This window comes from Neoaquamicrobium sediminum, assembly GCF_013240295.1.
Classification (GTDB): domain Bacteria; phylum Pseudomonadota; class Alphaproteobacteria; order Rhizobiales; family Rhizobiaceae; genus Aerobium; species Aerobium sediminum.
Genome location: NZ_JABETK010000001.1, coordinates 535,653 through 556,639 on the forward strand (window position 1 = coordinate 535,653; position 20,987 = coordinate 556,639).

Below are 20,987 nucleotides of genomic sequence, written 5' to 3' on the forward strand. Positions count from 1 at the left end.
TATTTTCCGGCCGCAATCTCAGGAAGGCGACATGAACTACCAGCGGTTTTTCGAAGAAGCGATCGACCAGCTCCATGCGGAGCGGCGCTATCGGGTGTTTGCTGATCTGGAGCGGATCGTCGGTTCGTTTCCCAAGGCGATCTGGCGCGCCAATGGCGATGCGCGCGAAATCACCGTGTGGTGTTCCAACGATTATCTCGGCATGGGACAGCATCCGCAGGTTATCGCCGCCTCCCAGGATGCGGCCGGGTCGATGGGTTCGGGCGCCGGCGGCACTCGCAACATTTCCGGCACCAACCACCCGCTGGTCGAGTTGGAACTGGAACTGGCCGACCTGCACGACAAAGACGCCGCGCTGGTCTTTACGTCGGGCTTCATTTCCAACGAGGCGTCGATCTCCACTATCGGCAGGCTGCTGCCGAACTGCCTTATCCTCTCTGACGAGCTCAACCACGCCTCGATGATCGAAGGCGTGCGCCGCTCCGGCGCGGAGAAGAAGATTTTCCGCCACAACGATCTTGCGCATCTCGAAAGCCTGCTCCAGCAGGCCGGGCGCGAGCGCGCCAAGCTTATTGTCTTCGAGAGCGTCTATTCGATGGACGGCGATATCGCCCCGATCGAGGCGATTGCCGATCTCGCCGACAAATACAACGCCATGACCTATATCGACGAAGTGCATGCCGTCGGCATGTACGGCGCGCGCGGCGGCGGCATTACCGAGCGTGACGGGCTGGCGCACCGCATCGACGTGATCGAGGGTACGCTTGCCAAGGCATTCGGCGCGCTCGGCGGCTACATCACCGGCACCCGCGAGGTGATCGACGCCGTCCGCTCCTATGCGCCAGGATTTATCTTCACCACCGCGCTGCCGCCTTCGATCGCAGCGGCGGCGACCGCCTCGATCCGCCACCTGAAGACGTCGCAGGCGGAGCGCGACGCGCAGCAGCGACAGGCCCGGCACACCAAGGACGTGCTGTCGTCCGCGAACCTGCCGGTAATGCCGTCGGAGACGCATATCGTGCCCGTATTGGTCGGCGATCCGGAGCTGTGCAAGATGGCGAGCGACCGCCTCCTCGCCAAGCATGGCATCTACATCCAGCCGATCAACTATCCTACCGTGCCGCGCGGCACGGAGCGCCTGCGCATCACACCGACGCCGTGCCACGACGATGCGCTGATCGGTACGCTGAAGGATGCGCTGGTCGAAACCTGGACCGCGCTCGGCATACCGTTCCGCGATGAGACGCAGCCGCAGGAACCTGTGCGTTCCGACCGCATCGTGCCGCTGGTGGTTGCCAAGTCCGGCGGCTGAACCGGCCGTTCAGCGCGCTTCGATCCAGCGGGCGACCTTTCCACCGCTTCCTCGACCTCGTCGAGCCGGCGGTGGAAACAAAAGCGGAAGTAGCTTTCGCCGCCCACGCCGAACGCCGTTCCGGGCGCCAGCCCGACGTTGGCCCGGTCGATGATGTCGAACGCCGCGGCCGTGGTATCTTCCACGCCGTCAATTTTGAAGAAGGCGTAGAACGCGCCGGCGGGCGGCGACAACGACACGCGACCCGTTGCCTGCAACCTGTCGCAAACGATGCCGCGCGCGGCCCGCGCCCGCTCGACCTGCTCCGCGATGAAGGCATCTCCCTGATCGAGTGCGGCGACGGCGCCTTTCTGCAGGAAGGCCGGCACGCCCGAGATCGAATACTGCATCAGGTTCTCGAAGACCTGCTGCAGTTCGGGATGTATCTTCAACCAGCCGACGCGCCAGCCCGTCATCGCCCAGTTCTTCGAGAAGCTGTTGACGAAAATGATGCGGTCGTCCGGGTCCATCACGTCGATAAAGGACGGTGCGCGCGTACCGCCATAATAGAACAGCGAATAAATCTCGTCGGCGACGATCCAGAGACGGCGTTCACGCGCCAGATCGAGGATCGCAGCCAGCGTTTCCCTGTCGGCCGTCCAACCGGTTGGATTGGACGGTGTGTTGACGAAGATGGCCCTGGTGGCCGGCGTGATCGCGGCTGCGATCTTTTCAACGTCGCAGGTCCATCCATTTCCTGAAGCATCGAGGACGACAGGCACCGGCTTGGCGCCTGCAATTCCGGCAGCAGCCGCGAAGTTCGGCCATGCCGGGGAAAGGTAGATTACCTCGTCGCCATGCCCGGCGACTGCGTCAAGCGCGAGCTGAATCGCGTGCATGCCGCCATTCGTCGCGATGAACTCCTCGGGTGCGAACGCGCGGCCGAAGTGGCGACCGTAATAGCGCGCCAGTGCCGCGCGCAGTTCGGGGATACCGCGTTGCCAGGTATAGAACGTCTCGCCGGCGGCAAGTGAGGAGGCAGCGGCATCCGAGATAAATGCAGGTGTGGGCAGGTCGCCTTCGCCAGCCCACAGCGGGATCAGCCCCTCCCTGCCCCGACCATGGCTCATGACTGCGACGATGCCGCTTTCGGGTGCGCGTTGCGCCTCGGCTCGAAGATGGGAAAGCTGGTTCACGCTATGCCTCGCCAAAGGAAGACCCCGGCCATGGAAGGCCGGGGTCTTGATACCTGTGATCTTACCTGCGGGCTATTTCTTGGCAAGCAGATCGCGAATCTCAGTCAGAAGCTGGACGTCCACCGGCGGCGGCGCGGCCGGTGCCGCCTCCTTCTCCTTCTCCAGACGGCGACGCATGTTGTTCACCATCTTGACCATCAGGAAAATGATCCAGGCGAGGATGAGGAAGTTGATCACCACTGTGAGGAAGTTGCCGTAGGCAAAGACCGCACCCTGCTCCCTCGCGGCATCGAGAGTCGATGCGGTGACCTCCGAGGACAGAGGCAGGAAGTAGTTGGAGAAGTCGAACCCGCCAAAGATCGCGCCCACGACCGGCATGATGATATCGTCCACCAGCGATGACACTATGAGGCCGAACGCGCCGCCGATGATGACGCCGACGGCAAGGTCCATCACATTGCCCTTGGCAATAAACTCCTGAAATTCCTTGATCATCCGTCCCTCCTGGAGAATGGAATCGTTGTCGAATCGAGAGCCGCTGAAGGCCGGCCACGTTGACCATAGCAAAAAGTGCGCTCGCGATAAGCGCGAATGCGCGATTGCCGCAACCGTCCGCGATGCACACCCCGCCGTAAGATCAATGGACAGCCTTGCCGAGCTGTGATTGCCTCATCGAGAATACACGCCACCGGCTGGATGGGAGGTTGGACGGCAGGTGCAGGGTTGGGTCATCGTCATCGTGGCAATCGCCTACGTGACGCTGCTGTTCGCGATCGCGAGCATCGGCGATCGGCGCGCCGCGACCCATGGTCCAGGCCGCGCCAGACCTTATATCTACGCGTTCAGCCTGGCGATTTACTGCACGTCGTGGACATTCTTCGGCTCGGTGGGCTTGGCGAGCGAGCGCGGCTTTGAGTTCCTGACGATCTATATCGGCCCGGTGCTCGTCTTCCTGTTCGGCTATCCGTTCCTGACGCGGATCATCCGGCTCGCGAAGTCCGAGAAGATCACGTCGATCGCCGATTTCCTCGGCGCACGCTACGGCAAGAGCTTCACCGTTGCCGGCATCGCAACCATCATCGCGATGTTCGGTACCGTCCCGTACATAGCCCTGCAATTGAAGGCGATCTCGGGCTCTGTCAGCCTCATGGTAGAGCACTACAACGGCGCGCCGCCGGCGGTCGATCTTTTCATCGGGGACATATCGCTGGCGGTGGCGCTGCTGCTCGCCATGTTCGCCATCCTCTTCGGCACGCGGCATGCTGATGCCACTGAGCACCAGGACGGTCTGATCCTGGCCGTGGCGGTGGAATCGCTGGTCAAACTCGCGGCGTTTCTTGCCGTGGGCATCGCCGTCCATTCATCCTACTTGGCAGTCCCGCCGAGCTGATCGCGACGGTCGCCGCAAATGCCCAGGTGCAGAGCGCGATCGGCTACAGCACCTCGCTGCCTACCTGGATTGTCATGACTGTCCTGTCTGGCTTGGCGATCATCATGCTGCCGCGTCAGTTCTACGTAACCGTCGTGGAGAACCGCTCCGAGGAGGAACTCCGGAAGGCGAGCTGGATGTTTCCGCTCTACCTCGTGGCGATCAATCTGTTCGTCATCCCGATTGCATTTGCCGGGCTGGCGGTCATGCCGTCCGATGCCAATTCCGACCTCTACGTCGTCTCGCTGCCGCTTCACTACGGCCAGAACGCGCTCGCGCTCTTTGCATTTATCGGTGGGCTGTCGGCGGCGACAGCGATGGTCATCGTCGCCAGCGTCGCGCTGTCGATCATGATCTCTAACGACCTCGTGATCCCGCTCGTCATGCGACGCCTGCTCAAGTCGCGACAGCCGGACCGCGAAGACTGGTCTCAGGTCATCCTGAACGTCCGCCGTGCCGCCATATTCGTCATCCTGTTCGCTGCGTTCCTCTATTACCGAGAGACGACGACCAATACCCGGCTTGCCTCGATCGGCCTGATCTCTTTCGCGGCGATCGCCCAGTTCGCGCCGGCCTTTATCGGTGGCCTCATCTGGCGCGGCGCCAACGGGCGCGGCGCGGTGATGGGCATGTCGACCGGCATTGCCGTGTGGGCTTACACGCTGCTGTTTCCCTCGCTCGCACCGCCGGATACCGAGATCCTTCGCACCGGTCTATTCGGCATGGAAGCCCTACGGCCGCAGGCACTCTTCGGAACGGTCGGCGAGCCGCTCAATCACGGGGTGATCTGGAGCCTGTCGGTCAACACGCTGTTCTTCGTGCTCGGCTCGCTCTCTCGCGCGGCCAGACCGCTGGAGCGCATCCAGGGCGCATTGTTCGTGCCGCGCGATGCGGGGCCGATGCCGAACCTGCGCCGCTTCCGCACCGCCGTCACCGTCAACGACCTCAAGGACACGATCTCCCGCTACCTCGGTGTCGAGCGGACCGAGCGTTCGTTCCAGAACTTCGAGGCGAAGGAAGGCCGCGCGATCAACGGCAACGAGCTTGCCAGCATGGCGGTGATCCGTTTCTCCGAGCAGCTTCTCACCAGCGCGGTCGGCTCGTCATCGGCGCGGCTTATCCTGTCGCTGCTGTTCCAGCGCAATGACAGCAATTCGCGCGGCACGCTGCGGCTGCTCGACGACGCGACAGAAGCGCTGCAGCAGAACCGCGACCTGCTCCAGACCGCGCTTGACCAGATGGAGGAAGGCGTCACCGTCTTCGACCGCGATTTCGGCCTGACTTGCTGGAACCGGCAGTTCCGCGCCCTGTTCGACCTGCCCGACGAAATGGGTCGAGTCGGAGTCTCGCTGCATCAGGTGCTGCGCTATCTGGCCGATCGCGGCGACATCCCCGGGGTCCGAATACCAGACGCTGAACCGGATGACGTGGTTCGGCGAGGTATGGTCGATCGAACTCAAGCGTTCGGGCCGCATCATCGAGCTGCGTACCAACCCGATGCCGGACGGCGGCATCGTGGCGACCTATACCGACATCACGGCCCGCGTGCAGGCCGACCTTGCGCTCAAGCGCGTCAATGAAACGCTGGAGCTGCGCGTCGCCAACCGGACGGCGGAACTGACGCGCGTGAACGAGGAACTCGCGCTGGCTCAGATGCTGGCCGAGGAAGCCAATCTCGGCAAGACGCGCTTTCTGGCTGCCGCCGGCCACGACATCCTGCAGCCGCTCAACGCCGCGCGGCTTTACTGCGCGGCGCTGTTGGAGTCGGTGGGCGATGGCAAGGTGGGCGACGCCGTCGGCAACATCGAATCCTCGCTGGAATCGGTCGAGTCCATTCTCGGCGCGGTGCTCGACATTTCGCGCCTCGATACCGGCGCCATGAAACCGGTGGACAGCGTGTTCAAGCTCGACGGCCTGCTTCGCCAGGTCGAAACCGACTTTCAGCCGCTGGCCGCGGCGAAGGGGCTTCAGCTCACCATCGTTCCGTCGACGCTTGCCGTTCACACCGATCGCAACCTTTTCCGCCGGCTCGTGCAGAACCTCGTCTCCAATGCGATCAAATACACACGCAAAGGGCATGTTTTGGTGGGCGTGCGCAGACGTGGCGAGCTGGTTGAGCTTCAGGTGTGGGATACCGGCATCGGCATCGACGACGACAAGCTCAACACCGTGTTTCGCGAGTTCACGAGGCTCGAGGACGGCGCGCGGGAAGCGCAGGGGCTCGGCCTGGGTCTGTCGATCGTCGACCGCATCGCGCGCGTGCTGCGCCTCGAAATCCAGCTACAGTCGCGCAAGGGTGCGGGCACGCGTTTCTCCGTCATCCTGCCCAAGGTGGATGCCCCTCACATCGAGCTGGTCAGCGAAGTGCGAGCGTCGGTGCGCCACAACATCATGCTCGATGGGGTAAGCGTGCTGTGCATCGACAATGAAGCGGCAATCCTCAGTGGCATGCGGCTGCTGCTGGAGGGCTGGGGATGTCGGGTCGAAACAGCAACCGGCGCGTCGGAGATGGCCATTTCCGAGAGCGTGCCTGGACCGGACATCATTCTGGCCGACTATCATCTCGACGGCGGTGAAAACGGGCTCGACGTAATTTCCAAGCTGCGCGATGCGTATGGGATCGAGATGCCGGCCGTTCTCGTCACCGCCGATCGCTCTCATGAGGTGCGCGAGGCCGCTGCACGGATGAACGTCACCGTCATCAACAAGCCGGTGAAACCCGCGAGCCTCCGGACAGTGCTGACACGCTGCCGCAAGATGCTTTCGCGGCGGAGTGAGCAGGCTTCAGCTTGCTCCTGCCAACGGATCTGTGGCGATGCGGGACAGGCGGATGACTGCCTGGGTGCGGCTGTCGACACCCAGCTTCAGGAGGATTGCGGAGACATGCGCCTTGATCGTCGCCTCCGAGACGCTGAGCTCGTAGGCGATCTGCTTGTTGAGCAGTCCTTCCGCGAGCATGCCCAGAACACGTGTCTGTTGGGGCGTCAACGTCTGAAGACGTGCAATCAGATCGGAGATTTCAGGGTCTCCCTCCTCGCCGAGATCGATGCCTTCCGGCGTCGCGACGCCGCCATCGATGACGGTCTGCACCGCGCGGCGGATTTCTTCCATGCTCGCCGATTTCGAGATGAAACCCGACGCGCCCAGTTCCAGCGCACGGCGGATGGTGACAGGATCGTCATGGGCCGAGACGATGACGATGGGCACGGTGGCATCGATGCCACGCAGGGCAACCAGTCCGGAGAGGCCGCTCGCTCCGGGCATCGTCAGGTCCAGCAGGACGAGGTCCGCGTCGCCAGTGCCCGCAATCAACGACTTCACGCCGTCGAAGTCGCCCGCTTCCAGCACGCGACTGTCCTCACCCACTCCGGCAAGAGCCTGCTTGAGCGCACCGCGAAACAGCGGATGATCGTCCGCAACGACGAATGTAAAGCCCGGTGGCAAACTGTCCTCCCCCAGATCGCCGCCCCGAGTGTACCCTCGGGTGCCGACGCCGCGACGTCGATTATGCGCTCCCACCCGCTCAATGCAAGCACGTGCCCCTCGAGTCGCCCCGGATACATACGGCGGCAACTATTTCAGCGATCGCTCATTCTCCCCTGAATGTGACTTGCGGCTGATTGCTGGTCGCGTTCATTATTAGACTTTGGTCTATGATGGAGACCGCCATGGAAACCATCCGCCAGATCGCATTCGTCTGCGTGGGGCGCGCGGTCGGGTTTGGCACGCTCGCGATTGCCTGCATCATGCTCTCGTTTGCCTTCAGTCCACCGACTGCCTTCCGGGCAGGCGCGTTGCTCGCGCTGATCATGGCGGGGATACTCATTCTCAAGGCGCACTACGCCGGCCGACAACAGCCGAAGCACACCGAGGTCTGGCTCTATCTGGAAGACGGCCTGCGCCCTCGCGACGCGGAAGCAAGGCGCCGCTTCGCCGGAGTGCTCCGCGAAACCTATGGCCGCTTTGCCGCAGGGGCGCTCGCGGCCGCATGCTGCATGTTTTTCGTCTCAGTCGTGCTTGTCGCCACCGGCCTGGAAACTGAAAGCATTGGACTTGTCGTCGCGCGATAAAGCTCAGGTGCGGTCGGCAGGACGCTCGGGCTGGATCGTCTTCTCCTCCCGGTCGAACTCCTCGACAATGCCCATGAAGCGGCGGAAGAAACGCTCCATGTAGCCGAGCGTCTGCTCGAACTCCTCTTCGCTGGGCAGTTCCTCAGTCCGGCTGCCGGCCTCCAGCGTCGCCAGCCGGTCTTCCAGCGCCTCGACCCGCGCCTCAAGATCATCGATCTGGCTTTCGAACGCGACGCGCTCCTCGACCGCCATCTTGCAGACCAGTTGCCCGCTGCGTTCCTGGCATAGCGTCGTCCGCCCTGTCTTCGTGTCGAGGCGTACGTAGCCATCGTCGGTGCGCTCGAGCCGATAGCGCTCAACCTCCTGAGCCGGGGATGGGGAAACGGACAGCACCGTGAGGGCGGCGGCCGCCAGCATCGTTCCGTGTCGCATGTCTGCCTCCTTCGAGTAGGCATTCAGTTGAAGCGTGTTTTTGCGCCGGAATTGCGTCGGGAGGCAAATTCCGCCGCGCAATCGCCACAGGCATAGCCGATTGCTGCGTCAGGTCGATGACCTCTCCACATATGCGTCGATAATGCCTCAAAACCCTGCGAACCCCAAGGACCGCCTCATGAAGCTCGTGTTTTCCTGCGCGACGACCCTGCTCGCACTGATTGCCGCCGCGCCTGCCGAGGCGCGCAACATCTGCACGATCGTCGCCGACGCAGCGAGTGGCGCTGTGCTTCATGAGGATGGCGATTGCCGGACGCGGGTGACGCCGGCCTCGACGTTCAAGGTAGCGCTGGCGCTCATGGGCTACGACGCGGGCTTTCTCAAAGACAGTCACGACCCGGTTCTGCCGTTCAAGGACGGATATCCCGCATGGGGCGGCGAAAACTGGACACAACCGACCGACCCCACCCGCTGGATGAAATATTCCGTCGTCTGGTATTCGCAACAGATCGCCAAAAGCCTCGGCGCCGAGCGCATGACCGACTACGGGGTCAAACTGGATTACGGCAACGCAGATTTCACCGGCGACCCCGGCCGCAACAACGGGCTCGAACGTTCCTGGATCGGTTCGTCGCTGAAGATATCGCCGCGCGAGCAGATCGTCTTTCTCCACAATTTTCTCAACCGCAAGCTGCCGGTGAGCGAGGCCGCGATCGAGCGTACGATCGAGGTTGTTGAAAGCACCTCGACCGAAGGCGGCTGGACCGTTTCCGGAAAGACGGGCTCGGCCTATCCGCGCAATGCGGACGGTTCGCTCAACCGCGCGCGCGGCTGGGGCTGGTTTGTCGGCTGGGCTACACGTGACGATACAGCCGTCGTTTTCGCCAGGCTCGACCAGGACGAACAGCGCCAGAAGCGGTCGGGCGGGGTAAGGGCACGCGAAGCGTTTTGGAGGCCTGGCCGGCGCTTGCGGAAAAGTCGGTTCGATAGTTGTCGAGAAGACGCCGCGCTGCTTTTCTTCGCGCGGCTTTACGCCTATAGCGCGGGCATGACCAAGCTCATCTACAAGATCGTCCCCGAGCCCTTGTGGCGCGAGGCTCAGACCGGCGGCGTGTTCCTCGGTGCGCCGGTCGATCTAGCCGACGGGTACATCCACTTCTCGACGGCGGAGCAGGCGCGCGAGACAGCCGCAAAACACTTCGCAGGACAGGACAATCTGCTGCTCGCGGCCATAGAGGAGAGCAAGCTTGGACCGGCGCTGAAATACGAAGTCTCGCGCGGCGGCGCGCTATTCCCTCACCTCTTCGCGCCGCTCGAACTCGGCGCGGTGGTGTGGGTCAAGCCGTTGCCGCTCGGCGTAGACGGCGTCCATGTCTTCCCGGATCTTCCGGTATGATCGGCGGCGTCGAACGGATCGGGCAGAAGCTTCTTTTTGCGTTCGATCCCGAGACGGCTCATGGACTTTCAATAGCAGCCTTGAAAGCCGGCGGCAGCTTTTGCAGGGGGCCTGCCCGCGAAGCGCGGCTCGAAGTCAAGGCGGTGGGACTGACATTCCCCAATCCGCTCGGCATGGCTGCCGGCTACGATAAGAACGCAGAAGTGCCAGATGCGCTCATCGGGCTCGGTTTCGGCTTTGCAGAAGTGGGCACGGTGACGCCGCTGCCTCAGGCGGGCAACCCGAAGCCGCGCATCTTCCGGCTCACGCAGGACCATGCCGTCATCAACCGGCTGGGCTTCAACAACGAAGGCCACGAACGATGCCTGGCGCGGCTTCGGGCCCGGACAGGCAGACGCGGCATCGTCGGGGTCAATATCGGCGCCAACAAGGACAGCAGCGACCGCATCGCCGACTACCGGCTGGGCGTCGAGCGTTTCGCCAGCCTTGCGTCCTATCTGACAGTGAACATCTCTTCGCCGAACACTCCAGGGCTTCGCGCTCTACAAGCGCGCGAAGCCCTGGCCGAACTGCTCGAGGCGGTGGTGGAGGCACGCGATGTTTCGGATGCGGCCAGCAACAAGCACACGCCGCTCTTCCTCAAGATCGCGCCTGATCTCGGCGAAACAGAGCTCGACGACATCGCGGCGCAGGTGCTCGCAAAAAGGTCGACGGCGTGATCGTCTCCAACACCACGCTGTCTCGACATGGACTGGCGAGCAGCCATGCCGTCGAAGCTGGCGGCCTCTCGGGACGGCCGCTGTTCGCGCGCTCGACGGCCGTGCTGGCGCGCATGCGGCGCAGGCTGGGGCCGGAAGTGGTGATTGTCGGCGTCGGCGGCATCACATCCGCGGAGACGGCAGCGGAGAAGATCCGCGCCGGCGCCGATCTCGTGCAGCTTTACACCGGGATGATCTATGATGGCCCGGCCCTGCCGGCGCGCGTCGTGCGCGGTCTTTCGGCCATCGTGCAGCGCGAGGGCGTCGCTTCGATCGGCGCGTTACGCGACACCGCGCTGGCCAAGTGGGAAGCCACGCCGATCTAGTCGCGGAAGGTCGCTCGCGCCCTTACCGGCATGATGGCGAGCAGGCTGATGCCACGCCCGATCAGGAACAGGTGCAGCGACATCCAGAGGCCGGCATTGCCGAACTGCGCAGGAAGCGTCATCATTGCGGCGATGAACAGCGCGAACGACAGCAGCATCATGTTGCGGAGGTCGCGCGACCAGGTGGAGCCCATGAAGACACCGTCCATCTGAAAGGCCAGAACGCCCGTCACCGCCGTGAGTGCTGCCCATGGCAGATAGTCGCCTGCCATTGCGCGGACCTGAGGTTCGGTTGTCATCAGCGCCACCAGGGCATCGCCCGTCAGCAGAAAAAGCACTGAAACCAGGCCGGACACGGCAAAGCCCCAGAAGGCCGTAAGCTGAACCGCCCGCATGAACGCCGGGCGATAGCGCGCACCCACTGCACGGCCGGCTAGCTGTTCAGCTGCGGTGGCGAAACCGTCGAGGAAATAGCCGGAGAGCAGGAAGAAGTTCATCAGCACGGCGTTTGCGGCCAGCGTCAACGTTCCTAGCTGCGCGCCCTGGCGCGCGAACAGCGCGAAGGCGCCGAGCAGAACGAAGGAACGGATCATGATGTCGCGATTGAGAGCGAACATTGTCTTCAGAGCTGCGACGTTCCTCAACGCGCCGGGCGCCAGCGGCGGCAGACGCCGGAAGCGCAGAATGAGCAACGTTAGACCAATACAGGCCGCAACGGCTTCCGCCACGACGGTTGCCCACGCGACGCCGGCGACACCCCATCCCATCCACAGGCCGAGCACGACAGACAAGGTCATGTTGACGAGGTTGAGCAGAAGCTGAAGCCCGAGGCCGAAACCGGATTCACCGCGGCCGAGCACGTATCCGAGGATCGCATAATTGGAGAGCGCGAAGGGTGCGGACAGCAACCGGATGGCAACGTAGGTGGCCATCGCGTCCGTCACCGGCTCCGCCGCCATGAAGCGCGCGCCGGCCCAAACCACCAAAGGCGCGGCCACGGCGAGCACAGCGCCCGCGCCAAGCGCAACGATCAGCGCCCGCCAGAAGACGGCCTGCTCCTCGGCAGACTCTTCACGGCCAAAGGCCTGCGCGACAAGTCCAGTGGTGCCGGTACGCAGGAAATTGAAGGTCGCAAAGACCAGATCGAAGATGATCGCGCCGGCTGCAAGGCCGCCGAGCAGGGCCGCATCACCCAGCCGCCCGATGACGGCCGTGTCGACGATGCCCAGCAGCGGGGTCGTCAGATAGGCCAGCATCATCGGGAGCGCGATCGACAGCACGAGCCTGTTATCGACCTCGAAAGGTCGCCGGACCGGCGCCGCGCTTTCACTTGCTGTCATGCTGGTTGAGCTCTGTGGACCTTGCGCCGTCTGTCATGCCGCATCGGTGCCGCGCCTGCCATATCCAGCCAGCGGCAAGTGCATCTGCCAGCGCATTAGCGCCGGTAGCTGAGCAGGCGCAGGATGAGGAACCCGGGAATGACCACGGCGGCACCCAGCAGGAAATAACCCCAGAACCTGTAGATCGCATCGAAGCCGAGATTCCAGATGCCGACGAAGAAATCCTCGATGCGATAGAGCACGTCCCAGGCCGACCAGCCGAACGTCGCCATTACGATGCCCACCAGAAACGACACCACAATCAGCTTGATGATGACGCGCAGCGGCGAGTCACCCAGAAAACGGTTGATGGCCGACATGCCTTATCTCCTCGGGACGATGGGCGGCAGATACGCGCCGCAAACGGCAACTTCAAGGCCGCATGCCAACCAATGCATGCAACCAACAGACGGCGCTGCGCGTTATAGGTCACCAAAGCGAAATGGGTAGGGGCAAACGCTATACGGGCAAAGAAGCCACTCGATAACGCGGCCATTTTAAGCTCCTTCCGATCTTCAACCTCATCTTCCTTACGTATGGAGCGCACATGAAGCAGAACTACCTCTATCTCCTTGTCGGCGCGCTGATTGTCGTGGTCATCGCTCTTGGCGCCTATGTTCTGCGCGAGGAGAGCAAACCGAGTGGCGTCGAGTTGCGCATCGACGAATCCGGGGTGTCCGTAGAGCAGAACTAATATCAGGAACTGACGCGTCACGCCGGCGGCATAACGTCGGCATCAACAGGAGAACCTCCCATGGCAGATTCAGACAAGATTGACGTCGACGGCATCCGCAAGGATCTCGAGAAGCAGATCGCCGACCTTCGGAGTGAGGTCGGCAGGCTGAGCGCATCGCTCGCCGAGCGCGGCGAGGCGCTTTACGAAGACGCAAAAGACGAAGCGAGCGAGCTCTATGCAAGCGCCGCCACGCAGGCGCGTGGCGCGGCGCGACAGGTGAAAACCCAGGCCCATGCCGTGTCCGAGGCGATTCGCGAAAACCCGGGCACCGCTGCAACCGTGTTGTCGTCGGCTGGACTTCTTGGTTTCCTGATCGGTCTTGTCGTCGGACAGGCCCTTTCCGACAACAACAATCACAGCAGACGCTGGTACTGAGGCAGCCTGAGCAAAAAACGAAAGTGCCACGGCCTTCGGGGCAGATCGCCCCGAAGGCCTTTTTTCTTGCCTTGCAGCCTCGTTCTACACCGCCATGTTTGGGCTTTGGTCGCAACTCACCTAGCATTGGTCGCGAATCGGCACCTTAATTTCCGCCGCCGGTTCCATGCTCCCCCGCGGAGGAAGATGGTCTGCGGCGCCTGCCGCGAGGGACCGAAATCATTGCAGAGGAGGGATTATGCAATGAGCGACACAGCTCCCATCGTGCCTGAAGAGCACGGCCTTGAGCCCGGTCAGGACAACGTCCAATTCATGGGCCTCGACATCCACAATCCGGTGTTCGCCATCTCTGGCGTGCTCACCGTGGCCTTTGTGATCGCCACGCTGATATTCCGTGAATCCGCTGCGGAGCTGCTTGGCAGCCTGCGCGTGTGGCTGACCACGACCTTCGACTGGGTGTTCATGATCTCGGCGAACGTCTTCGTACTCTTCTGCCTCGTGCTCATCGTCACGCCGCTCGGCAATGTGCGTATCGGCGGCAAGGATGCGACGGCCGACTATTCCTACTGGGGCTGGTTCGCGATGCTTTTTGCGGCCGGCATGGGAATCGGCCTGATGTTCTTCGGCGTGCTGGAGCCGATGTACCACTTCAACAACCCGCCGCTCGGCCTTGCGCCACCCGTCGTCGATGGCGCGCTTGTGCCCGAGGCCGTTGACGAAGCGCGCCGCATGGGCATGGCTGCCACAATCTTCCACTGGGGTCTGCACCCCTGGGCCATCTACGCGGTCGTAGCGCTTTCGCTGGCGCTGGCGTCCTATAATCTCGGCCTGCCACTGTCGGTGCGATCGGCCTTCTATCCGATCTTCGGCGAGAGCGTTCGCGGCTGGACCGGACACATCATCGACGTGCTTGCTGTCTTCGCAACGCTGTTCGGTCTTGCAACGTCGCTCGGCTTCGGTGCTTCGCAGGCGCTGGCGGGCCTCAACGACCTCTACGGCGTGCCCAACACCGACAATATGAAGGTGCTTCTGATCGTCGGCATCACCGCCGTCGCGCTCGGCTCGGTGCTTGCCGGGCTCGACGCCGGCGTCAAGCGACTGTCGGAAATCAACCTGTTTCTCGCCCTGCTTCTGATGGTATTCGTGCTCGTTCTAGGCCCGACACTAACCATCGTCACCGGCTTCTTCGCCAACAGTGCCGACTATGTCATGAACCTGCCGGTGCTGGCCAACTGGATCGGCCGCGAAGACGATGCGTTCGTCCATGGCTGGACGACGTTCTACTGGGCGTGGTGGATTTCGTGGTCACCCTTCGTTGGCATGTTCATCGCCCGCGTCTCGCGCGGCCGCACGGTGCGCGAGTTCGTCACCTGCGTGCTCATCATCCCGACCATCGCGTCGATTGTCTGGATGACGACTTTCGGCGGCACGGCGATCACGCAGTTCCTCGCGGACGGTTATGCCGGCGTGCAGGACACGGTCGTGGCCTACGTTCCCGAACTGTCGCTGTTCCGCATGCTGGAGCCGCTGCCGCTGTTCAGCATTACGGCGCCTCTCGGCATCATTGTGGTGATCCTGTTCTTCGTCACGTCGTCCGATTCCGGCTCGCTGGTCATCGACACGATCACTGCGGGCGGCAAGGTCGATGCGCCGGTGGCCCAGCGCATCTTCTGGTGCACTTTCGAAGGACTGATCGCCATCGCGCTGTTGCTGGGGGGCGGGCTGGCCGCGCTGCAGGCCGGCGCTATCGCGACCGGCTTCCCCTTCGCGATCCTCCTGCTGCTCATGACCTACGCGCTGTTCAAGGCACTGCGAAGCGAACATCAGCAGCAGCAGTAGACGTCTCTACATGAAAAACGAAAACCGCCGCCTCGGTCGAGGCGGCGGTTTTCAGATTCTGGAGCGGGTGAAGGGAATCGAACCCTCGTCGTAAGCTTGGGAAGCTTCTGCTCTACCATTGAGCTACACCCGCGACACGCGCATTAGATCGCGGGCGGCGGCCTGCCTGTCAAGCGGCATGTTCGACGTGTCGCAAAAGCGCAGTTGAAGCGGCCGGGGCGCGGCTCTATTGAAGGCGCTGGCGCAGCCCTTGCCGCGTCGCTTCAATCTCGCCGGAGAGACAGACTTGGACGCCCTCAGGACGCTCATCGAATCGCGCCGCTTCGAAGCGGTCATCACCGCCCTCATCATCGTCAACGCCATCACGCTGGGGCTTGAGACGTCTTCCACGGTCATGGCGCGTTTCGGCGGCCTGCTGATGGCGCTCGACGTTGCCGTGCTCGCCGTATTCGTCATCGAACTCGCCGCGCGTTTCGTCGTTTATCGCACCGACTTCTTCCGCGACCCGTGGCGCGTGTTCGATCTGATCGTGGTGGCAATCGCGCTGATCCCGTCCACCGGCAATCTGTCGGTGCTGCGTGCGCTGCGCATCCTGCGCGTGCTGCGCCTCGTCAGTGTCGTGCCGTCGCTTCGCAGGGTGGTCGGAGGATTGATCGCGGCGCTGCCAGGCATGGGCTCGATCGTTCTCCTGCTCGGGCTCGTCTTCTACGTCTTCTCGGTGATGGCGACGAAGCTGTTTGCCGCAACTTTTCCCGAATGGTTCGGCTCCATCGGCGAGTCCGCCTATTCCCTGTTCCAGATCATGACGCTGGAAAGCTGGTCCATGGGCATCGTGCGGCCCGTGATGGACGTGCACCCTTATGCCTGGGTCTTCTTCATCCCGTTCATCGTGCTGACCTCGTTTGCCGTGCTCAACCTGTTCATCGGTATCATCGTCTCGGCGATGCAGGAGGAGCACGAAAGCACGGCTTCGGAGGAGCGGTCAGCCATGCAGCACGAGCAGGAGACGATCCTGGCCGAAATACGCGCCCTTCGCGAGGAAGTGCGGTCGCTGAAATCGTAGGTCCGGTCAGTCGGCGCGGAAGTGCTTGGAGAGCTTCAGGCCCTGGGCCTGGTAGTTCGACTTCAGGTCGACGCCATAGAGCCTGTCGGGGCGCGACAGCATGTGTTCGTAGACCAGCCGGCCGACGATCTGCCCGTGCTCGAGGATGAAGGGGACTTCGTGGCTGCGAACCTCAAGCACCGCGCGGCTGCCGGTGCCGCCCGCCGCCGAATGGCCGAAGCCCGGATCGAAGAAGCCCGCATAGTGAACCCGGAACTCGCCCACGAGCGGATCGAACGGCGTCATCTCGGCTGCATGATCCGGCGGCACGTGGACCGCCTCGCGTGACACGAGGATATAGAACTCGTCCGGATCGAGGATAAGCTCGTTGCGCCCTCGCGCAAACAGCGGCTCCCAGAAATCGTGAAGGTCCTGAGCGGCGCGCTTGTCGACGTCGACAACCGCCGTGTGATGCTTGCCGCGATAGCCGATGAGCCCGTCTGCATCGCCGCGCAGGTCGATCGACAGGGCGATACCGCCGCCGGAAATGTTTGGCTCTTCCGCCGCCACGAGCGTCTCGCGGACATGCAGCCCCTGCAGCTCGGCTTCCGACAGAAGCGCCAGCCCCTTGCGGAAGCGTATCTGCGACAGGCGCGATCCGGCGCGGACCACGATCGGGAATGTGCGCGGGCTGACCTCGATGAAAAGCGGGCCGCTATAGCCAGCCGGTATCTTGTCGAATTCCTGGCCGTAATCGGCCATGACGCGGGTGAAGATATCGAGCCGGCCGGTTGAGCTTTTCGGGTTTGCGGAAGCGGAAACGTCCGCCGGCAGCGCAAGGCTCTCCTGCAGCGGCACGATGTAGACGCAGCCGGTCTCAAGCACCGCGCCGGCCGTGAGGTCGATCTCGTGCAGCTTCAGCCGCTCGAGCTTTTCGGCCACGGTGCTCGCCGGCCCCGGCAGGAAGCTCGCGCGCACGCGATAGGCCTTGGCGCCCAGCCGCAGGTCGAGGCTCGCAGGCTGGATCTGGTCGGCATCGAGCGGTCCGGCGGACGCAAGCGCGCGGGCGTCGAACAGCGCCGCGATGTCGCGATCCGGTAGAATGCCTGTGCTGCGCAATGCCGCGTCCCCGTTCCAGTGCGGCGAGGTTTAATGAGCCAGCCGATTGACGCAAGTCCGCCATGGGCGTAAAGGGCGTTTATCCCGTGGTGATTTGCCGGTCGGCTTGCAGCCACGTTAAACAAGTCGCTAAAAGGGACCGAGAGGAAACCGGCATGCGACTTCGCGGCCGGTTTTTTTGTGTCTGGGGTTTGACGATGACGACTGAAAAGAAGCGCAACTGGAAGCCGGCGACCGCGCTGGTGCATGGCGGAACCACGAGATCCGCGTTCGGCGAAACGTCCGAAGCGCTCTATCTGACCCAGGGCTTCGTCTATGACAGTGCCGAGGCCGCCGAGGCGCGTTTCAAGGGCGAGGAGCCGGGCTTCATCTATTCGCGCTATGCGAACCCCACCGTTGACATGTTCGAAAAGCGGATGTGCGAGCTGGAAGGAGCGGAGGACGCGCGCGCGACGGCATCCGGCATGGCCGCGGTGTCGGCGGCACTCCTGTGCAGCGTCAAGGCTGGCGACCACGTGGTCGCAGCGCGCGCCCTTTTCGGCTCCTGCCGTTGGGTTGTCGAGAAGCTTATGCCGCAATACGGCGTCGAGACGACGCTCGTCGATGGCCGCAACCTCGCCGAATGGGAACAGGCTATCCGGCCCAATACCAAGCTGTTCTTCCTCGAAAGCCCGACCAACCCGACGCTGGAAGTGGTTGACATTGCCGCCGTCGCTAAGCTCGCCAACCAGGCCGGCGCACGGCTGGTCGTCGACAATGTGTTTGCCACGCCGCTGCAGCAGAAGCCGCTGGAACTCGGCGCGCACGTCGTCGTCTATTCGGCCACCAAACATATTGATGGCCAGGGCCGCTGCCTCGGCGGCATCATCCTTTCCGACAAGAAGTGGATCGACGAGAACCTGCACGACTATTTCCGTCACACCGGGCCGTCGCTGTCGCCTTTCAATGCCTGGACGCTGCTCAAGGGACTTGAGACGCTGCCGCTGCGGGTCAAGCAGCAGACCGAGACGGCGGCACGCATCGCCGGCCACCTTGCCTGTCATCCGGCGATCGAGCGGGTGATCTATCCCGGGCGCAACGATCACCCGCAGGCCGCCATCATCGCGCGGCAGATGACGGGTGGATCGACGCTGGTATGCTTTGACGTCAAGGGCGGCAAGCAGCAGGCGTTTTCGTTCCTCAACGCTCTGGACATCGTGAAGATCTCCAACAACCTCGGTGACGCCAAGAGCCTGGTCACGCATCCCGCCACGACTACCCACAAGAACCTTGCCGAGGACGCGCGGCTCGATCTGGGCATTCTCGGCGGCACTGTGCGCCTGTCAGTGGGACTCGAAGACGCCGACGACCTGATCGAGGATATCGACAGGGCACTGGGCAAGGCGGCTTGAGGGCTGTTCGACGTCAGATTTCCGCCATCGGGCCTTGACGGTGTAGAGACCAGCACCAGAATCGGGTGCAGAGTCGAGCCATCGCCATGTACCGCAGCACGACACGAGATATCGAGGTGGAGGTCGAGCCCTTCTACCTCCCCGACCGCTCCGATCCCGACGACAGCCGCTACGTCTGGGGCTACCGGGTAACGATCGCCAATAATTCCGACGTATTCGTCCAGCTTCTGGCACGCTACTGGCGGATCACGGACGGCATTGGCCGGGTTGAGGAGGTTCGTGGACCGGGCGTTGTGGGCGAGCAGCCGGAGCTCAATCCCGGCGACAGCTTTCAGTATACGTCCGGCTGTCCGCTACGCACCCCTTCCGGCATCATGGTCGGTGCCTATACCGTGCGCAGCAGCGACGGAGAGTTCTTCGACGTGGAAATACCGGCCTTCTCGCTGGACCTGCCCGACCGCACCCAATCGGTGAACTGAACGATGGCGCAAGTCTGCGTCAAGGTCAGGAGGTCTCGTCGCCTTCGGGGAACAGATCGCGGTCCATGAGCGCGCGACCAAACCGATAGAGGATATCGGCGGCGAGTTCTTTCCGCTCTTCCAGAAGCCGATTGTAAGCCTTGCCAGCGGTGAAGTTCATGCGGCGGTGCGCGGAAGGATCAAGTTCGTGAATCGCCTGCGCCAGGCAAATGGCGATCTCGCACACGGCTTGTGCCGTCTCCTCGCGCATCTCGGCGCGTGTAACCATGGTATTCGCCATGCAATCGGCCCGTCGGTCCTGTCCTGAAATGCCGAATCCTGCACTTTATGCGTTGAGTATTCATTAAGGCTGGCAGCGTGCCCCGTCAGGGCGCAGGCATCCGCGCACAACCCTCACCCGCCCGGTCAGTGCATGCAACCGGCGGATTGTCCGGCCGGATCGTCTGGTCCGCATGCTCGACCAGGGCGGAAAATCCCCAGCCAAATGCCGCGGCGGTCAGGGCAATGAGTATGATCTTGAACGTCATCAGCTTTCCAGTGCGCGCCCCCACTGCCCACGTAGCCGCGGTTAACATGAAGGGACAAGGTTCACAAAGGCTTTCGGAAACCATTAACCGAAGGCCGGGAGCCCCAACCTTCGGCAATTCGTGAACCGCGCGGCCTGAGCCAGCATGCCGATATGGGCAATACGCTACTGTGCCGGCGCGAACTCGGCCGGATCGAATTCGTACTGCTTCGAGCAGAATTCGCAGGCGACGCTGATCGCGCCGTTCTCCGTGCTTTCCGCGATTTCCTCGGCCGTGAAGCTGTCAAGCACGGAGCGGATGCGGTCGCGTGAACACGAGCAGTCGTCGATCACGGGCGTGCCTTCGAACACACGCACGCCATGCTCATGGAACAACCGGTACAGCAGCCGCTCCGATCCTACGGTCGGATCGAGCAGTTCGTCGTGCTCCACGGTTCCGAGCAGGACCTTGACCTCGTTCCAGCTCTCGTCGGTCGGGTCCGGGGCGTCGCCATCGTCGCCGTCCCCGCCCGGCAGATCCGGCAGTCGAAGCCTATCGGACGCCTCGGGCAGGAACTGCGCAAGCAGTCCACCGGCACGCCAGTTCTCCACGGCGCCATCGTCCCCGCGCGTGAGCTGGCGGGCGACCGACAATCGAACCTCGGTCGGTATCTGCTCCGACTGACGGAAATAGGTGCGCGCGGCTTCCTCCAGAGAGGTGCCGTCAAGCTGCACGATGCCCTGGTAGCGCTGCATGTACTGGCCTTGGTCGATCGTTAGCGCCAGAACGCCCACGCCAAGCAAATCCGAGGGCGATGCCTTGCCCTCGCGCACCGCCTTCTCCAGCCGCTCTGCGTCGAAGCGGGCATAGGCGCGCAGCGACTTCGGCGTCGAGAAATCGGCCACCAGCATATCCACCGGACCGTCGGACCGGGTCTGCAGGATGAACTTGCCGTCGAACTTCAGCGATGTGCCAAGCAGGACCGTCAGCGCGACCGCTTCGGCCAGCAAGCGCGCCACCGGCTCGGGATAGGCGTGGCGTGACAGGATGGCGTCAAGAACCGGGCCGAGCTGCACGACACGTCCACGGGCGTCGAGCGCGGCCACCTCGAAGGGAACCACATGGTCGTCCCCGGCGAAACCGAATTCGCCGAGCTTGATGTCAGACTCAGTCACCAGAACACTTCCTGTCGTGGCGCTGCCGGCGCACCTAAGCGGCGCCGG

General features: G+C 63.1%; 18 protein-coding genes, 1 tRNA gene, 4 pseudogenes and 1 riboswitch. Of the genes and pseudogenes, 12 read left to right on the forward strand and 11 right to left on the reverse strand.

The features are described 5' to 3' along the window. Positions 1-31: 31 nt before the first annotated feature. Positions 32-1,312 carry a 5-aminolevulinate synthase gene (hemA, locus tag HK436_RS02555; RefSeq protein WP_173187097.1) on the forward strand — a complete coding sequence of 427 codons (1,281 nt, stop codon included), beginning with the start codon at positions 32-34 and terminating at the stop codon, positions 1,310-1,312. A 9-nt stretch (positions 1,313-1,321) separates the two neighbouring features. Here hemA and HK436_RS02560 read toward each other — a convergent pair. Both HK436_RS02560 and mscL read right to left on the reverse strand, forming a co-directional pair. After that, a pseudogene (locus HK436_RS02560) lies at positions 1,322-2,487 on the reverse strand (pyridoxal phosphate-dependent aminotransferase). Positions 2,488-2,559: 72 nt separating this feature from the next. Continuing rightward, positions 2,560-2,982 (reverse strand): large conductance mechanosensitive channel protein MscL, encoded by a 423-nt coding sequence (gene mscL, locus HK436_RS02565; RefSeq protein WP_173187099.1) that lies wholly within the window; start codon positions 2,980-2,982, stop codon positions 2,560-2,562. A 220-nt stretch (positions 2,983-3,202) separates the two neighbouring features. On the opposite strand from mscL, the pseudogene HK436_RS02570 reads away from it, so the two are divergent. Next, positions 3,203-6,682, forward strand: a pseudogene (locus tag HK436_RS02570) (PAS domain-containing hybrid sensor histidine kinase/response regulator); the annotation flags it as partial. An 18-nt stretch (positions 6,683-6,700) separates the two neighbouring features. Here HK436_RS02570 and HK436_RS02575 read toward each other — a convergent pair. After that, the gene (locus tag HK436_RS02575) at positions 6,701-7,360 is read right to left on the reverse strand and encodes a response regulator (protein WP_173189877.1); all 660 of its coding nucleotides are present in this window, start codon (positions 7,358-7,360) and stop codon (positions 6,701-6,703) included. Positions 7,361-7,584: 224 nt separating this feature from the next. Here HK436_RS02575 and HK436_RS02580 point away from each other — a divergent pair, with 224 nt between their 5' ends. Continuing rightward, positions 7,585-7,986, forward strand: coding sequence for a hypothetical protein (locus HK436_RS02580; protein WP_173187101.1), 402 nt, complete (start codon positions 7,585-7,587; stop codon positions 7,984-7,986). A gap of 3 nt (positions 7,987-7,989) precedes the next feature. Here HK436_RS02580 and HK436_RS02585 read toward each other — a convergent pair whose 3' ends face one another. Next, on the reverse strand, positions 7,990-8,418 hold the full coding sequence (locus HK436_RS02585) for a hypothetical protein (protein WP_173187104.1): 429 nt from the start codon (positions 8,416-8,418) through the stop codon (positions 7,990-7,992). Between the two features lie 178 nt (positions 8,419-8,596). On the opposite strand from HK436_RS02585, the pseudogene blaOXA reads away from it, so the two are divergent. From blaOXA to HK436_RS02600, 3 genes and pseudogenes are all read left to right on the forward strand, one after another. Next, positions 8,597-9,400: pseudogene (gene blaOXA, locus HK436_RS30460) on the forward strand (class D beta-lactamase); the annotation flags it as partial. A 66-nt stretch (positions 9,401-9,466) separates the two neighbouring features. Continuing rightward, positions 9,467-9,814, forward strand: coding sequence for a DUF952 domain-containing protein (locus HK436_RS30465; protein WP_173189879.1), 348 nt, complete (start codon positions 9,467-9,469; stop codon positions 9,812-9,814). Beyond that, positions 9,811-10,898: pseudogene (locus HK436_RS02600) on the forward strand (quinone-dependent dihydroorotate dehydrogenase). The gene HK436_RS30465 and the pseudogene HK436_RS02600 overlap by 4 nt, the downstream one beginning before the upstream one ends. Here HK436_RS02600 and HK436_RS02605 read toward each other — a convergent pair. Together HK436_RS02605 and HK436_RS02610 are read right to left on the reverse strand one after the other, a co-directional pair. After that, entirely contained in the window at positions 10,895-12,238 is a 1,344-nt protein-coding gene (locus tag HK436_RS02605) for an MATE family efflux transporter (protein ID WP_173187105.1), read from the reverse strand. The pseudogene HK436_RS02600 and the gene HK436_RS02605 overlap by 4 nt on opposite strands. Before the next feature lie 95 nt (positions 12,239-12,333). Further along, positions 12,334-12,597, reverse strand: a complete 264-nt coding sequence (locus tag HK436_RS02610) for a DUF6460 domain-containing protein (RefSeq protein ID WP_173187107.1) — start codon at positions 12,595-12,597, stop codon at positions 12,334-12,336. Between the two features lie 227 nt (positions 12,598-12,824). On the opposite strand from HK436_RS02610, the gene HK436_RS02615 reads away from it, so the two are divergent. The 3 genes from HK436_RS02615 (at position 12,825) to HK436_RS02625 (ending at position 15,227) form a co-directional block, all read left to right on the forward strand. Further along, positions 12,825-12,971 (forward strand): hypothetical protein, encoded by a 147-nt coding sequence (locus tag HK436_RS02615; RefSeq protein WP_173187109.1) that lies wholly within the window; start codon positions 12,825-12,827, stop codon positions 12,969-12,971. Between the two features lie 60 nt (positions 12,972-13,031). Then, a complete protein-coding gene (locus HK436_RS02620) occupies positions 13,032-13,388 on the forward strand; it encodes a hypothetical protein (RefSeq protein WP_173187111.1) in 357 nt (118 codons plus the stop codon). 243 nt (positions 13,389-13,631) lie between these two features. Further along, on the forward strand, positions 13,632-15,227 hold the full coding sequence (locus HK436_RS02625; protein WP_173187113.1) for a BCCT family transporter: 1,596 nt from the start codon (positions 13,632-13,634) through the stop codon (positions 15,225-15,227). 59 nt (positions 15,228-15,286) lie between these two features. Here the strand turns inward: HK436_RS02625 and HK436_RS02630 are convergent. Continuing rightward, positions 15,287-15,360 (reverse strand) — tRNA-Gly (locus HK436_RS02630). Positions 15,361-15,513: 153 nt separating this feature from the next. Here HK436_RS02630 and HK436_RS02635 point away from each other — a divergent pair. Then, a complete protein-coding gene (locus HK436_RS02635; RefSeq protein ID WP_173187115.1) occupies positions 15,514-16,290 on the forward strand; it encodes an ion transporter in 777 nt (258 codons plus the stop codon). A gap of 6 nt (positions 16,291-16,296) precedes the next feature. On the opposite strand, the gene HK436_RS02640 is transcribed toward HK436_RS02635, so the two are convergent. Continuing rightward, entirely contained in the window at positions 16,297-17,388 is a 1,092-nt protein-coding gene (locus HK436_RS02640) for a 2'-deoxycytidine 5'-triphosphate deaminase (RefSeq protein WP_173187117.1), read from the reverse strand. A gap of 76 nt (positions 17,389-17,464) precedes the next feature. Beyond that, a riboswitch (SAM riboswitch) is annotated at positions 17,465-17,542 on the forward strand. 43 nt (positions 17,543-17,585) lie between these two features. Here HK436_RS02640 and HK436_RS02645 point away from each other — a divergent pair. Further along, positions 17,586-18,779: an O-succinylhomoserine sulfhydrylase gene (locus tag HK436_RS02645; RefSeq protein ID WP_173187120.1), complete on the forward strand. Its 1,194-nt coding sequence runs from the start codon at positions 17,586-17,588 to the stop codon at positions 18,777-18,779. An 86-nt stretch (positions 18,780-18,865) separates the two neighbouring features. Further along, positions 18,866-19,258, forward strand: a complete 393-nt coding sequence (gene apaG, locus HK436_RS02650) for a Co2+/Mg2+ efflux facilitator ApaG/CorD (protein WP_173187122.1) — start codon at positions 18,866-18,868, stop codon at positions 19,256-19,258. Positions 19,259-19,283: 25 nt separating this feature from the next. On the opposite strand, the gene HK436_RS02655 is transcribed toward apaG, so the two are convergent. From HK436_RS02655 to HK436_RS02665, 3 genes are all read right to left on the reverse strand, one after another. After that, positions 19,284-19,508: a hypothetical protein gene (locus HK436_RS02655; RefSeq protein ID WP_173187124.1), complete on the reverse strand. Its 225-nt coding sequence runs from the start codon at positions 19,506-19,508 to the stop codon at positions 19,284-19,286. Positions 19,509-19,623: 115 nt separating this feature from the next. Beyond that, positions 19,624-19,785, reverse strand: coding sequence for a hypothetical protein (locus tag HK436_RS02660; protein ID WP_173187126.1), 162 nt, complete (start codon positions 19,783-19,785; stop codon positions 19,624-19,626). A 164-nt stretch (positions 19,786-19,949) separates the two neighbouring features. Beyond that, the gene (locus tag HK436_RS02665; RefSeq protein ID WP_173187128.1) at positions 19,950-20,939 is read right to left on the reverse strand and encodes an Hsp33 family molecular chaperone; all 990 of its coding nucleotides are present in this window, start codon (positions 20,937-20,939) and stop codon (positions 19,950-19,952) included. Positions 20,940-20,987: the final 48 nt, after the last annotated feature.